Source organism: Ohtaekwangia sp. (assembly GCF_036786105.1).
Classification (GTDB): Bacteria; Bacteroidota; Bacteroidia; order Cytophagales; family Cyclobacteriaceae; genus Ohtaekwangia.
Map to the genome: position 1 here is coordinate 1 of NZ_DAIQRQ010000084.1, position 16067 is coordinate 16067.

Consider the following 16067-nt stretch of genomic DNA (forward strand, 5'->3'; position numbering starts at 1 on the left):
TAACGATTAACGTGTAACGAATGATGAAGTGCACGTCCAGTAACCAGCAGCCAGAAGCTTGCAGCTCTTGAACAGCTTGAGGCCAGCAACTGCTTCTTGCCAGTGAACAATAAATTAGTATCTTCACGCGCCTCCTATCCATGAATAGTAAAATAGCTATTATTGACATGGGAACGAATACGTTCCACCTGCTGATCGCGGAAGCGGATGAGCGCGGGTATCGCATTATCTCGCGCGAGCGACTGGCGGTAAAGATCGGTATGGGAGGCATCAATCAAGGTGTTATTACTGAAGCGGGTATTCATCGGGCATTGCTGGCGATGCAGAGTTTCAAAAACACAATGGAACTCACGGGTGTTACCAAAGTATATGCTTTCGGCACGAGTGCACTGCGCAATGCACGCAACAGTGCTGAAGTGGTGTCAAAAATAAAATCACTTACCAACATTGATGTGAATATAATTTCCGGTGATAAGGAAGCGGAATTTATTTATATGGGTGTGAAGGCCGCCCTGCATATGGAGCAGGAGAAGTCGCTGATTATCGATATAGGCGGAGGCAGCGTTGAATTTATCATTGGCGATAACGACCATATATTCTGGAAGCAAAGCCTGGAGATTGGAGCGCAGCGTTTGCTGGAACAATTTCACAAGAACGATCCCATTACACCGGCAGAAATAAATGCACTGGATAATTATTTTGCGGAAGCACTCGTGCCTGTTTTTAATGCGCTGAATACTTACAAGCCCGATATACTCATTGGCTCTTCGGGTACGTTTGATACACTGAGTGATATATTCTGCATTCAGCACGATATACACAAGACTTCAGAGGAAATTGAAACACCCTTGTCGCTGCCGGGATTCTATGATATATACCACGAGCTTTTAGAGAAGAATCGCGCGGAGCGCATGGCTATACCCGGCATGATCGAGATGCGTGTAGATATGATCGTGGTGGCCTGTTGTCTTATCCGTTACCTGTTGGAGCACCATCCTTTCAAACGCATTCGTGTTTCTACGTATTCGCTGAAGGAAGGTGTATTTGTTTCGCTTATTAATGAAATGAAGCAGACGGTTTAAGATTTCTCGGTGCCCGGTGCGATCTCCTGCGCGGTAATCCGTTTTACGATGTACCCGATCAGCAAACCGAAACAGGCAAATCCCAACACAATCCAAAGTATATTTTCTTCGAAGGCGTTTGTCTTCAGGTCGAAGAACCTGCCGACAAAATAACCGATGGTGCTTACCGTACCCGCCCAGATCAAGCCGCTAACAATACTATACAGTAAAAATTGTAACGGTGATATGCGACTCATACCAATAATCAGCGGAATGATGATGCGGAAGCCATATAGAAACCGGTAGGTGAAAAGGATCTGTATCTTGTGCTTCGCAAAGAAGCGCGTTACGGGCTCGAATTTTTCTTTCAGCTTCGGTCTGTGTTCTACAAAATATTTACCATTGAGACGACCGATGGTATAATATAGCCAGTCGCTGATGAATGATCCTGCAAATCCGAACAACACGGTATACGGACCTTCAAACAATCCATGATGGATCAGCGAGGCAGCCACGAGTATGGAAGTCTCTCCTTCCAGAAAAGTGCCAAGCATCAAAGCTATATATCCGTATTGTTCCAGAAATTTCTCCACGCTCAAATCAGTCACCGAAGTTGTCAAGCTTACACACATTATCCATACCAATGTGCATGAGCGCATCGCCAGCGTTGATGACCGGTATATTATTCAATCCCACCACATAACCTGTAACGGGAGTAATCACTTTCTCTTTAAATTCTCCGAATGGATCGGTAATCGTTCCCACCCACTCATCTTTCTGCACCAGCTGGCCGCAGTATACATTGGTTTGAAAGAGTCCGGCATTTTTGGCACGTATCCACGTAGAGCTCCAGATCACTTTATTTTCTACGTCAGGCAGAGGTGCTTCATCGATCATGTTGAGGTGCTTCATCAAACGCAAGGTGCCTGCTATACCTTCCTTGATAGCATTCTGATCGAAGCGAAGCGATTCGCCTCCTTCGTATACAATAATATATTTACCCTTTCGTGAAGCTTCCTTGCGCAAGGAATTCGGCCGGAATGGCGAGTTGAGTGTGAACGGAGCATGAAAGGCTTCTGCCAGCTCTATATTCTTTTCATCTGTAAGCAGCGCGCGTACCTGCGGATAGTTGGCACGCATCGCACCGCCGGTGTGAAAGTCTATACCATAGTCGATGAAAGGAATTACATCGTGCATGAGGTGATAGGCTACGCGGCTGGCGAGTGATCCATTGCGCGTGCCGGGGAATGAGCGGTTTATATCTTTTCCATCCGGTACATCGCGCGAGTAATTCAGGAAACCATACATATTAATGATGGGCATGCAAATTACCGTGCCACGCTTTGGCTGGTGGAGGCCGCCATCGAGTATGCGGCGAACGATTTCCATACCGTTGATTTCATCGCCATGCATACCGGCAATTAATCCCAGTACAGGACCGTCTTCAAACCCGCGCGAAACATAGATCGGTGTGTCGATAATGGTGTGTGAAGGCAGCCGGGCAATGTTAATGTCAATCTCCTTGAATTCCCCGGGCAGAATGGTAGTACCTGCGATCTTCAATTCTTTCATAAGACAAAATCACGGAAAGTTAATCATTTGCGGCGTAATTCATTCTGTGCTATTCTTTTAGCCGAAAATGCAGTTGTTTCCTGCGGTTTTTGTACGTGAACGCTGAGATATATATCGATTTTGAAGGATGCAGCCGGGCGCTTTGAAAGTGCAGGCAGTATCAAATTCGAAATATAGCGCGATGACATGGTAAAACATTGCGACACGGAAGGTGCCCCGGATGACGAAATATATGCCTTGATGTTTATAAAGAAGCGCTATATATACAGGTAATTTTATGGATGTTGTCCGGAAAGCCTGCACATAGTATAGCATGTGGAACGGAACTCATGTTTTATTTCCCGTGCCTGCTGAATCGCAGCCAATTCACGCATTAACCTTGTCTTTCTGAATCTTCTTCTTCAACGCATGTTTCTCTACGAAGCGGATAATTTTGCCGGCGATGTCAACCTGGGTGGCAGCTTCTATACCTTCCAGCCCTGGAGAGGAATTTACTTCTATAATAAGAGGGCCGCGTTTGGAAGGGAGCATATCAACACCGGCTACACTGAGCCCTACTTTTTTAGCGGCCGTGATAGCAGCATGCTTTTCGGCGCGGCTCAATTTTATTACGGTCGCTTCGCCACCGCGATGAAGGTTGGAGCGGAACTCGCCATCTTTAGCCTGCCTGCGCATAGCACCTACTACTTCGCCATCTACTATAAATGCGCGGAGGTCGGCACCTTTCGCTTCTTTTACAAACTCCTGCACAATAATGCGGGCATGCACACCATGAAATGCTTCTATTACAGACTGCGCTGCTTTCTGATTTTCGGCCAGCATTACACCGAGACCTTGTGTTCCTTCCAGGAGCTTGATAATTACCGGGGCACCGCCCACCGCTTCCAATACATCTTCAGCATCGGCTGAGTAATCCATGAATACGGTTTTGGGCAACCCCAGGCCGGCACGTGAAAGTATCTGCAGGCTGCGAAGTTTATCGCGCGAGCGGATCAGTGCCTGCGATTCTACAGCCGAGAAAACTTTCATCATCTCAAATTGCCGCACTACGGCTGCACCATAAAATGTTACTGATGCACCAATGCGAGGAATGATCGCATCAAAGTAATCGAGCTTTCGACCGTGGTATAGCACTACCGGATTTTTCTTTTCAATGAATAGCACACACTTCATGTGGTCGATGATCTCAACAGTGTGACCGCGTTCTTCTCCGGCTTGTTTCAGGCGCTGAGTAGAATATAATTTTGGATTACGGGAAAGTATAGCAATGTTCATACGGAAGCGTCTAACCTTTGTTTTGTTTCAGGGCTTGTTGCAAATTTCTTTTTTCTCTGTAAGAGAGGTTCTTCTGTTTTACATCTATTACAAAACGGTCGCGCAATATTTTTCGTCCTATTAAGATCGGAAATTTAAGTGAACCCCGGTTGCTCAGTGAGAATTCTGTTATTATTTCTTCATTAAAAATTTTTAATGTTGTAACAATAACGAATCTGCGCTCTACCTCTCCAAAAGAGTTTTTTATATCCCTTACTTCAAATTGGGGGAAGATAAATTTCATGCCCGTAAATTCCGGATGCTCTTTATCGAGCAGCACAAACTCGAGGTTGCCATTTACAACTTCGGCTTTGGAGCAATGAAGGCTGGAAGTATACGCACCGGTATCGATCTTGGCATGAATACTCTGAAGCCCCAGTTCGGGCAGATCGACACGGTCATAGCGGCCAAGAATCTTTTGCATCAATGGTCTCTTAACGGCCGAAATATACTAGCAGCATCGGGTTAAAAAAAGTTATGCCACCGCAATATGCAGTGGCATAACCTGTCTTGATTTTTTTTGAGAAATTATCCCTTCACTTTAAACGCAACTGCGGTATTTTCCCATTTCATAACTACCTGATCTTTTTCAACTGCGATGTTGAACACTTCTACTGGAGCAGACGTCTTGGTCGGCTTCACATTTACACGGAAAACGTCTTCTGAACTTTTATAGTTATAGGCACCCCACTGTTTGGCTTCTTTGTTTATAATAATTGTCCATTCGTTTTCGCCCGGTATAGTAAAGAGGGAATATTTACCGGCAGGCAAATCTTTACCTTCGATCTTTACGGGTTTATCTATTTCAATAGTGGTAGCTTCGTTGGCACCGGTTCTCCATACTTCACCGTAAGGAACAAGACCTCCCATAATTTTGCGGCCGCGCGCTGAAGGCTGGCAATAAACGATTTTTACATTGGCGGCTCCAATCTTCCCGGTTGCTTCAGCTTTGGGGCTGGCTTGTTTTTCCTGCGCAAAAACGGCAGTGATCATCGTTGCGAAGGCGAGTGTTAAAAAAGCGATTCTTTTCATGGCTTTGTTTTTGGTTTTAAGTTTTAATTGGTGTTATACGCAAAAATGCCCCCGGACGGCCAGGGGCATTGCATGAATATTTCAAATATTTACCTGTAAACTTCTTTTATGAACGCGATACATGGCTAAAAGTTTTCTGTTAAAAGGATTTTTAGTCAATAAATTTATAAGCGGTTTCTAATTTCAGAATTCAACTCTAATTTCCAACAAGGAACGCAAACTTTGGTTTGTTTCAGTTTCTCCCCGGAGCAACTTTGTTTTCTTTATTTCATGTATCCCCCAAATCCATGACTAAAATTTTTTAGCTACATCTGCACAAGTCGCTTCTACGTGGAGGCACTTCTTCATACTTTATTAAGCTGCTGGAGTAAAGTTGAGCGCTGGTGGTTTGAGAGCTGCCAGCTGCTGGTTGCGAGCTGCTGGAAGATTGTGGTGAGGTTGTGACTGTGCTTACTATTTTCTGTATTTTCCTTCATGCACCTCTGTGCCACTGGATTTATTTCTAAAAGTATAGCACTCCCCAGTCTCACACACCCCCTAGCAACTGGCAGCTTGCAACTCGCAGCTATTTCTAAAATGGATATCCTATAGCAATATTAAACACCAGGTTCTTTCCTCTCCAGTCAGAACTTGTGAAATCTATATCGCGGGTTACCCAGCCCTCGGCTGGTCTGCGCAACGGAAAGGCTACATCCAGGCGCAGCACAAAGAAACTGAAGTCGAAGCGCAAGCCGGCACCTGTACCTACAGCGAGTTGTTTCATAAATGTATTGCGCTGAAACTGTCCGCCTATACGGGTAGAGTCGTTGTGCAGCAACCAGATATTACCGGCATCCACAAACAAAGCTCCCTTCATAACCTTTACCAGGTCAAAACGATATTCGAGGTTGCCTTCAAGTTTCATATCACCACGCTGGTCTACAAACAATGAATTGTTACGGGCGGGATCACTTCGCACATCGTAAGCACCCGGACCGATGGAACGTGCAGGGAATGCGCGTATACTGTTTGAGCCTCCAATAGCAAACTGCTTGATATAGGGCATGGTTGTAGAATTACCATACGCATAACCAACACCGGCAATGATACGTGTAGCAATCTTGTTGCGCGTGTCGAGTTGCCAGTAATAACGGAAGTCTATATCGCCACGCACGTATTGTGAATAAGGTGAATTGAATATCTCGTACGGTTCTTCGCCTTTCTTGATGGTTCGCTGTACGGTGTTCAGCAAATTGCCGGCAACATCAATCGTTCCGTTGAAGTAAAAGTTGTGCTCGCGGTATTTTTTCTTCTCATATTTCAACTCCATGGCTTCCGAGAGCTGCGTGTTTAGTGTATAGGAATATCGTGTGCCTATGATAAACTGGTCTTCGAATGAACTGGCAAGAACGCTGTTGCTGGCCAGCAATGCTTCGAATACTGCCGACTTTTTATCGGTGCGTACAAAATTTATATCGATGGGAAAGAGCTCGTGCGACTTCGCAATATTTTCTTTCCAGTTATAGCCATATCCTACGTTGAATGAATTGATGCGGAAGAAGCTTACACGGTTTTGCAGGTTGAACCCTATTTTAAATTGCGTCTTTGGCAGGTAACGGCTGGAATTATAGTTGATATGTATAGGCGATATAAAGCGCGGTATGGTAAGGCTCGATTCAAGTCCGGCCTCAAACGCATTCAGCGCTCCGGATGTTTGCCGGCTGATCTGCACTTCGTACGATGTATTCAGTTTTAGCTGAAACAATTCTGCTCCCCGCAAGAAATTCCGGTTGGTAAACGTAAAGCCTATACCCGGCCCAACGAAGTTGTTGGACTTGGACACCGCCTGCACTTCCATGCGAATGGATTTCTTTTTTAAGGGAGTAAGGTATATATCGGCATCCAGCATTGCAGAATCTTTACGGGGCGATTCCAGAAATTTAACATTCACGAATTTGAATGCCCCTAATCCCATCAGGTGTGTAAGCGTCAGCTCTTGTTCTTCGCGGCTATAGGTGCGTCCCTTCTTTAAATTGATCACATCCGTTATAATTTCCGGGCGAAAGGCATGCTTGTCATCAATGTAGCGATAACCGTTTATCTCTGTAGTGTCCGGTTTACTGGTCTGGATACTATCAGTCGAAAGGCTGTAGTTCGGAAACACGCGGATATTGTCGAGGTGATATATTTTCCGGGCACGTGCCGGTATATCTTTTTCCAGTTTCAGCGTAAGATCAACTTTGCGCTTTCCTACCGTACTGTCAGCTTCAAATACCAGGTAGCGGTTGTCGAAATAGTAAAAACCATAGTTCTCCACTACTTCTTCAATGCGCATTTGTTCGGCCTGCATGCGCTCTACATTAAAACGCTGCCCTGTGTCAAGCAACGATTTTTCTTTCAATGAACCTAGTATAGCTTTATATATGCTGTCCTTCGGTTGCGGGTATTGTATATTGCGCAGGCGGAACGGCCTGTATAGCTGCACGGTATAGATTACCTTTCCGTTTTTACCTTTTATAATAGTCTGCTGGCTTACCGTAGAACGGAAGTAGCCATCGTTATGCAATTGGCTTTCCAGCATTTTGGCCGTGCGGTCGGGCGTAGTTTCCTTCATGAATACGGGTGGCGCTCCCAGCTTGGTCCGGATAAAATTTCGCAAGCCACCTTTCTTCTTTTTGGGTGTTCCTGCTATATAGTAGAACCATACACCCGGTCGCGCTTTCAGCAGGCGACCGTTGGGCTTCGGGTTGATATAGGTTTGCAATTCGCTGCGCAATGCTTTCTTGCGCCCCACACGCCCTTCGGGTGTTTCAAAATTTATCTCGGCACCGTTGTAGAATACTTCGTCTTCTTTCAGATACTTTGTAGCCGTGCAGGAGGCCAGCAGCCATACCGTTGTAAGCAGGGCACAACGAAGACTATATATTCGTAATGTTCCGCGAAGATCAGTTTTGCTTTGCATTGGCTTTAAAAAGTTCGCGGAGTGTATCGTAATCCTTTATATAAATAACACCGGCACCCGTTTCGATCAACTCGCCATCGATCATGTCGTAGTTGCTGTTACGGAAACCTGTAATGCGAAGCCTGCCGTCTTCGGTAAGTTTATACTCCAGGGCAAGGTCTCCGATATAGTCTGTTAAGGAACTTTGACTGGATGCGTTCCCTTCCACATCTACGTTACCCGATACCTTTACCACCAGCCGGTCGTTGAGCAGCGACTTCGATAAACCCAACTGCAGCTCCGTTTGTCCTTCCGCTCTTCCGGTAGAGTAATCTTCGTACGATTTCACATCGAACGATACCTGCACACCTTTTATATTTTCAGAGAGCCTGTTTAACTGGTCGGTCAGAATGCGACTCACGCTTGTGCGTGCCGTAGCGGCCATATCCGACCCGCCCTGGCTTTCCAATGGATTATCGGAGATAAAACGCTTCAATATCAACAATGCAAATACTTGTTTGTTCAGGTCAGATTCCCGCGTGTTGATGTCCTTGATCTTTGCATAGATCGTTCCGCCAAAAGCATTCTGTTTATCTTGCGGCATATCCAGCTGAAAGTGTATATCCGGTGTAAGCATATCTCCTTCAATAAGCAAATATACTTCAAAGGGAAGCCGCTGCCGGTAGGTTGTATACTCTTCTGCACTAGCCGTGGTAAGCTGATTCGCCACCAGGTCTATCGGCGAAGTTTCTACTTTAAAGAGTGCTTTTATATTCATCTCCGGTTGCAACACATCGCCCGTCCAGGTAATGGTGCTTCCTTTTTCAATAGAGAACTGCCGTTTTACCAGTTTATAGAATGAAAGATTATAGGTACCCTGTGTAATTTCATATCGCCCCGATAATTCCATGTTTCCGGTCTCATCCATGCTAAAGGTTAAGGTTGAGTTTCCTTTTACAGAAAGCTTATCACCGGTAGCAGGATCAATAATCACATTGAACGTTTCATTATCGGTAAGCTCAATATTGGCTGAAAGATCTATACCGGTAAATTTCGAGGTCACTGTATCTTCCGGTTGTATCGATGCCAGGAATGGATCTTTCTCTGCATCGCGATCTACAAACTTCACAATACCTTCCTGTTCAAGAACAGCTTTTTGTGTTTGTGGAACGATATAGGTAAAGTCGCTGCCTTTGCCGAGGCTGGCTGTCATCTGCACTTTTGGAAAATCGGACGTACCGGTAATTCTTGCTTTTGTATTGATGCGTACATTGCCATAGAAGAGATCATTGTTGTCGTCTTCCGTAGTATGAATGAGTTGAAAATCTTCAGCGTTGACTGTCAGCGCCAGATCGAAAGAACGGAATGAGTTCGTTTTGACAGAACCATCGATCACGGCAAGATTACCCTGATCGTCTTTGATCTTGAATTTATTCAGCGTAAGCCCGGAGCCATTCAGCCGGATACTTTCATTTTCCAACAGAAACCTGCTGCCAATCAGAGTAGGGGTGAGCGAAGCCTCTTTAAAAGTAAGAATGCCATCGATAGACGGGTCGCTGGTATAGCCTTCAATCTTTACCTGGCCGGTAAGGGAGCCTTTCATATTTTTTACCTGCTTCATGGTGAGCGGCTCTACAGCAGCAAGGTCAAGACGTGTGAGTGTCGTGGTGAAGTGAATCTGCGGTTTTTCTTCCTGCGAAGTGAGATAGCCCGCTGCCACCAGTTCCATATCGCTGCCGTCTACACGCAAATCTATATTCAACGGACCGTTTGCCGTTTTACCCAATGCAAGCGACAGGTCGCCCCACGGTCTGTCAAGTATAGCAAGTTTATGAATATACAGATTGGTATTGAACGATGCTGATTGTGCCGAGCCCATGTTCAGGTCGCCATCAATAATGCCGGCCAGGGGTGTGGTGCCTTCCACCAGACTGGTAATGTTCTGCATATCCACCTGGCGGAAAGATAAATTCAGCGTGGAATCTTTATCTTCTTTTTTGAATAATAAAATGCGCTCATCTCCCTTGGCGATGTAAAAATTATTAGGCGTAACGCCATGGCCGGTAAATCGCAGCGTGTTATAGCGTGGCGTATTCCACGGTTGATAATTCAATACAAGTTGATCCTGCAAAAAGCGAAATTGAAAATCGTTCCGGTAACTGTTGAATACACCTCCCAGTATATATTTCTCTTTCTGCAAAGAATCAAGAATCGTGAAGCGGCTATAGATGGAATCGTTCATGATGCTGCCTGATAATTTCAGTGCTTCCATGCGCAGTGTATCATAGCGAAGTTTCTTGAGCTCGAATATATAGTCGATCGATTGGGCATTGGAGTTTACGTTGAGCCCCACCGAATCCATGCGCAAACCGGCATAGTTTATTTTTGCTATCTTCATGATGAGTGATAATTGCTTTTGCTCACTGTCAAACTCACCCGAAATCTGCCCCGGAACAAAAGGTTCCAGGTCCGGGAAAAGCACTTCTGTGAGCAAGTCTGTATTTTTAATGACCAGGTTGAAATTAAAATTCTGCGGATCGACCGGTTTATCAAAAGCTGTATCGTGTAATGCAAAGTATTTATTAATGTGTCGCTTCAGGGCTGCCGGCAGTGTGAATATATTCATGTTGCCTTTAAACTCGCCCGACAATATATCGGAGTGTATTTCTATTTCACTTTTTCCCTTTTGGTCGATGGATGCTACCAACAGTGAATCGACTGCATATAGTTTGCTGCCATTGAACACAGCCACATGGCGTATATCCACATGCCCGTTCAGCAACTGAAAGTCTGAAGTAGCCAGGTTTACATCTACAATGCCCCGTGCACGCAAAGGGCGCTCCATAAGGTGCAGCGCCTTGAAATCGGCATTGACAAGATTGAAGTTGAACTTATAGAGTGGTATATCTTTATGATAATCAAGATCACCTTTCAGGGTAAAGTCAAGATTTTTATCTTTCATTTTTGCCAGGCCTGCGAAGAGATACTTTTTTATTGTTCCGTCAACAGTAAAATCATGATAGGTGTAGTGATTATAGAGAAATTGCTTTACCCGCAAATTTACCTTGGCATTCATCGCTTCCATACTGAAACCAGCACCTTTTGCGGAAGCTTCAAGGTCCAGGGTGCCCATTGTAGTATCGCGCAGTAGTTTGCCTACATGAAATTTTTTTACTGCCAGATGCGCATCGTAGTTTTCGCGTGCCTTGTTATTGAAATTCATTTTACCCTGCATGTTCACAGCACCCACACTGCTGGTAAGGTATATTTTGGCCTCTGGTGCATTCAAGGTTCCGGTTGCCTGCCCGGTTATACTCAACCATTGCGGCAGGGCTATCGTTTTTGGAAGAAGTGTATCCGGAAGTATGCTGGCGATGTCGTGTGCCGTAGTATAAAGTTTGTTCAGCGAAAGATTGAGCCGCATCTTCTCTGTATCCGGCAGGCCCTGCACATTTCCTTTTGCATCGAGTAGTGTTTGTGTGAGCGCCTGAACGTGAAGCTGGTCGATGATAAGATCGTTTACTTTGCCGGAGCAGCGCAGGTCGGCCGTGAGTCGTGTTTGAGGCGATACATTTAGCGGCAAACTATCCAGAAGGGCAGGAACAAAATACAGTATATCTTTTAGCAGGATAGACGATTGATTCACCTTTGCCTGCACGGTTGCTTCCGGATATTTTTTGGCTAATGTTTCCAGCGATGAAAATGTAGAGCGTGCTTCGAGATTAACGGTACTGGTGGGTGTATTGAAATGAAAATCCTCTACACTGACAGACTGATCGGTAAGTGCAAAGCGTGTTTTAAACGATGCCACGGTAAACCCGCTATGCTCCTGCAATATAAGTTCTTTAATCTCCCCCGACATCTCCGAACCTTTCATGGCGAGGTCTTCTGCCTGCAGCGTAAATTGCGTGAGCCACACGTGATTGAAATCTATACCCCGTGATATTGCCGGTTGATTGAAATCATAATACTGTATGCTGTTATCTGCCAGATCAGCTTTACCAAGCGATATATGCCAGGGTTTTGAGCTAACACTATCCGTGGCGTTTACCTGTGCAGCATTTTTCTGTGTGGCCCGATTTGCACCCTGGTGATAGGCGATGAACGATCGCTGCAAGGATAGCTTACGAAGCTGTATAACCTGTTCGTTCAGATCAAATGTATCAGCGTTTACCTGCGCTTCCTCGATCGAAGCCCGGATCACCTGTCGTGAAGTTTCATTGGTATAGATTGCCTTGACAGACTGAAGATCTACTTCCTCAAAGCCAATGCTCCACGGAACGGCCGTTGTGTCAGTCGCTGACCCAGCCGGGTCTGGTGTATCATCCGGCTGCTGTACGACCGAAGCGATAACATTTTTCAAAACGATCTCATCCGAGTGGATTACCGATTTGTTGAGATCAAATTTATCCAGGCTTACAGACAGTTCTCCGATGCGGGCACGAACATCATTTTTTGAAAGCGAATCGATAAATGCAACACGCGCTTGCGTCAACGCTATATCTTCCAGGGAAAACTGCCAGGGTGAAGCCGTAGTATCAACGGGTGTTGCCACGGTATCGGCACTGGTAAATGCATGTATGATGTACGTAAAGTTGAAACTGCTGTCGTGGGGTGCACGATGAATGGTGGCATGCAATGTATCCAGCGAGATACTATTCAGTTCAATCTCTTTATGCGTGAGTCCCCACAAGTCGGTATCAATCGCCAGCCTGCCTATATATAGCAGCGTATCCTGGTGCTGATCTTCCAGGTAAAGTCCTTCGAAGACAATCTTCTTGGGAAACGCCAGGCTGATGTGTGCCAGGCGTACTTCCGTACCAATCTTTTTCTTTACAAAGCTTACGGCTTCCTGTATAATTTTATTCTGAACCGCCGGTATCTGAATGACGAGCGAAACCGTAATGAGCAACACCATGAGCGAGAGGATAAACCACCCCATTATTTTGGCAAGTTTGATCAGATATTTCTTCGGTTTCCAAGGTGGATTCATTGGCTGTGTGCTCCTGTGTGGATAATAATAAAATTATGCCACTCAAGGTTATACAATCGCCGAGAATTTTCTACATATTTTTTTATATATGAATGTTGATGGCTGTGTATTATTTCTACAGAATGTCTCCCTTTTCCCGGTATGGCTATGCTTTGCCTTTTAAGGTTTGCCCGGAAACGTTTATCTTTCGATTTTAATCCTTACCTGATGAGAACGCTTTTCGTGGGCAGAGTCATTGCCAGTGTTTTACTCTTCCTTTCATTCAACACGCATGCCCAGCAAGTAGACATAAAGCCCATTCCCGCATGGGTTACGGAACAAACCCCTGATCTGACAGCTACTCCCGGCACGCATGACTCCGGCAGCTCCTATTACCTGCTGCTCGACCGGCAGGAGAATCTGGCGGAGCAAGTATATTTCAAGCACCAGGTATACAGGATACTGACAAGCGAAGGTGTACAGGAGATGTCGGATATATCGGCCACATTCGATCCATCGTACGAAAAACTTACCTTCCACAAGGTGGTGGTATATCGCAAGGGACAGGTCATCAATAAACTTTCTTCATCAGCCATTCGTACCATGCAACGCGAGCAAAGCATGGACCGCTACCTGTATGACGGATCGCTTTCGGCTGTGATCAATCTGCAGGATATACGCGAGGGCGATGTGGTTGAATTTGCGTATTCGATCAAAGGATATAACCCCGTATTTGATGGACACTATACCAACCAGGTATACCTCGATTATTCGGTGCCCAGCAAAAAATTACACTATCGCCTGCTCACACCCACATCGCGCAAGCTTCAGATAAAATATGGCAATGGCGAAGTAAAGCCCGCGATGAAAACCGTGGGTTCACTCACAGAATATACCTGGACGCTGAACAACAACGCGGCGCTGACAACCGATAATAATCTTCCCGGATGGTATGATCCTTACCGATACATTTTGCTTTCTGATTTTGCCACCTGGGGCGATGTTGCAGCATGGGCTGAAAAATATTTCAGAGTTTCGGGTGCTGAAAAGAAGCAATTGGAAAAGCGATTGGATGAACTGTTTGGTAATGTGGGCGCTGATTCTATTGTGAACAAGGCAATACGTTTTGTGCAGGATGAAGTACGATACCTTGGCTTTGAATCAGGCCTCAACTCGCATAAACCACATGCACCGTTAAAAGTATTTGACCAGCGCTTCGGCGATTGCAAGGATAAGTCGCTTTTGCTGAGTACCATCCTCGGTATATATGGCATTGATGCGCACCCCATGCTGGTGAACACAACGCTTCGCGATCATGTATCAGAATATTTACCTTCTAACACCATCTTCGATCATTGCGTTGTGCAGATCATTTACCTGGGCAAAACATTCTATATAGATCCAACCATCAGCAGCCAGGGAGGAACCATCGATCATTACCATTTTCCCTCTTATGGTAAGGGACTTGTGATCCGTGCAGGAGAAGAAGAACTGATTGACTTGCCAAAGCCGAACGAATCATCCGTTCGTGAAGAACAGACTGTTGAAGTAAAGGAGGTGGGAACAGGTGCTGCTATTGTTACGATACGCACCACCTATACAGGCGATGAAGCGGACTCGCAGCGGAGCTCGTTTGCCAGTAGCAGCAGAGCATCGATTCAGAAAAACTATATTAACTTCTATTCAAATCTTTACCCGGACATTGCTGTGGAAGATACGATGGCGATTGAGGATGATCGGGAAAAGAATATTTTCATTGTAACGGAAACCTATAAAGTGCCAACGTTCTGGAAGGCAAGCAGTGATAACCCGGAGAAGTTTCTGTGCGAGGTATATGCGCTTTCGTTGGAGAATTATTTCAGCGTTGCCAAATCAGCTACGCGCACAGCACCGTATCGTCTTACGTTCCCACTTAACTTTCAACAATCGATACGGGTAAAGCTGCCAGAATCCTGGACTATACAGCCCGAGAATAAAAGCATTGAATCGCCCTATTACAAATATACCTATAGCGTTTCCTATAATAATTTACAACACGAACTTATGGTAGCTACCGACTACCAGACATTGCAGGATCACATACCGGTTGCCGATGTTCCCAGGTTTATAGAAGATCATGGTGTTATGTTTAACAATCTGTCCTATCAGCTTTCTTACGATAAGTCCGTAACACAGTCGGGCAGCGCACCCAGTAAGATTGCTGTGATTATGGCCATGGCCGTGATCTTCATGGCAGCAAGATTCGCCAGGAGAATATATTATGGTTATGATCCTGAGCCTGCATTGCCGTGGTCAGAAGGTCAGCCCATAGGGGGATGGCTTGTGCTGGCAGGTATAGGCATTACCCTTGCGCCATTGGTGCTTTTCTATTCGTTGTTTTTGAGAAGCGGGTTCTTCGAAGAAGATAAATGGGCAGCCCTTTTGAATTCTGAAAATTACGCAATAGTAGGATTGGTTGTGATCGAGATGATCCTGAATGCGGTCAATATTATTTTCTCCATCCTGATCGTTGCACTCTTTTACCAGCGAAGAACATCGCTGCCCAGGTTGATCATGATATTCTATGCCTTCAACCTTGCCATTACTATTCTCGACACTTGTATAGGCCTTACCAGTGGTCCGGATGTTTCGCTGCGCAATGAATTGTATGCGAATGTTTTTAAAAGCCTTATCATCGCTGCGGTGTGGATTCCGTATTTCAATACTTCCGTACGTGTTCGCGAAACATTTGTAGAACGATCGAATGCCCGGAGATAAGAAGTCTTTTTCCAGGCAGATTCACTAGCAAATTTTCTCAGATTGTTATACCGGATAAATCCGGTTTTCGGGTTATTGCGTAAGCTATATCGCTATAAATCTTACTCATCTCTATAGCAATCAGTTTCAGTCTGTGCAGACGTCTATATTGGGTTGGTAAGTATATACCCGTTACAAGGGCGCCTGAAAATATACCACGATTTGCAGGAAGAGTGGTTTGCGCCATTTTGTAATGAATGTTTTTTAGTGCTATAGAAGCAGAAAAGTTACTTCTGCATTTACGCTCTGTGCCATTGGCGCTATCTTCACTGGCACGTAACCAACCCGAAGTAAAACCATTTTCAGCAACGGCCTACCTGCCTTTAACCTCCTGTCATGATTCGATCTTTACTCTTCTTTCTTGCTTTTCTTTGCACGCTCACAACCACACAAACAGCTT

Annotated in this window: 9 protein-coding genes; 2 read left to right on the forward strand and 7 right to left on the reverse strand. The window is 45.2% G+C overall.

The window, feature by feature from the left end; translation table 11 throughout:
- Nucleotides 1–167 precede the first annotated feature (167 nt).
- Nucleotides 168–1082: a Ppx/GppA phosphatase family protein gene (locus V7Q33_RS21565; protein ID WP_333821224.1), complete on the forward strand. Its 915-nt coding sequence runs from the start codon at nt 168–170 to the stop codon at nt 1080–1082.
- Here the strand turns inward: V7Q33_RS21565 and V7Q33_RS21570 are convergent.
- The 7 genes from V7Q33_RS21570 to V7Q33_RS21600 all read right to left on the reverse strand — a co-directional run bounded on the left by V7Q33_RS21570 (nt 1079) and on the right by V7Q33_RS21600 (nt 12892).
- Complete coding sequence (locus tag V7Q33_RS21570) at nt 1079–1669, reverse strand: DedA family protein (RefSeq protein WP_333821225.1); 591 nt, start codon at nt 1667–1669, stop codon at nt 1079–1081. The genes V7Q33_RS21565 and V7Q33_RS21570 overlap by 4 nt on opposite strands.
- Nucleotides 1662–2633, reverse strand: coding sequence for a succinylglutamate desuccinylase/aspartoacylase family protein (locus V7Q33_RS21575; protein ID WP_333821226.1), 972 nt, complete (start codon nt 2631–2633; stop codon nt 1662–1664). The genes V7Q33_RS21570 and V7Q33_RS21575 overlap by 8 nt, the downstream gene beginning before the upstream one ends.
- A 366-nt stretch (nt 2634–2999) precedes the next feature.
- Nucleotides 3000–3908, reverse strand: coding sequence for a 30S ribosomal protein S6--L-glutamate ligase (gene rimK / locus V7Q33_RS21580; RefSeq protein ID WP_331978668.1), 909 nt, complete (start codon nt 3906–3908; stop codon nt 3000–3002).
- Between the two features lie 10 nt (nt 3909–3918).
- A complete protein-coding gene (locus V7Q33_RS21585) occupies nt 3919–4371 on the reverse strand; it encodes an ATP-dependent zinc protease family protein (protein ID WP_331978666.1) in 453 nt (150 codons plus the stop codon).
- 104 nt (nt 4372–4475) lie between these two features.
- Entirely contained in the window at nt 4476–4979 is a 504-nt protein-coding gene (locus V7Q33_RS21590) for a DUF2911 domain-containing protein (RefSeq protein ID WP_331978664.1), read from the reverse strand.
- A 571-nt stretch (nt 4980–5550) separates the two neighbouring features.
- Nucleotides 5551–7920, reverse strand: coding sequence for a translocation and assembly module lipoprotein TamL (gene tamL, locus V7Q33_RS21595; RefSeq protein WP_333821227.1), 2370 nt, complete (start codon nt 7918–7920; stop codon nt 5551–5553).
- Nucleotides 7904–12892 (reverse strand): translocation/assembly module TamB domain-containing protein, encoded by a 4989-nt coding sequence (locus V7Q33_RS21600; protein ID WP_442946023.1) that lies wholly within the window; start codon nt 12890–12892, stop codon nt 7904–7906. Before V7Q33_RS21600 ends, tamL begins: the two co-directional genes overlap by 17 nt.
- Before the next feature lie 207 nt (nt 12893–13099).
- Here V7Q33_RS21600 and V7Q33_RS21605 point away from each other — a divergent pair, with 207 nt between their 5' ends.
- On the forward strand, nt 13100–15628 hold the full coding sequence (locus V7Q33_RS21605) for a DUF3857 domain-containing protein (RefSeq protein ID WP_333821231.1): 2529 nt from the start codon (nt 13100–13102) through the stop codon (nt 15626–15628).
- Nucleotides 15629–16067: the final 439 nt, after the last annotated feature.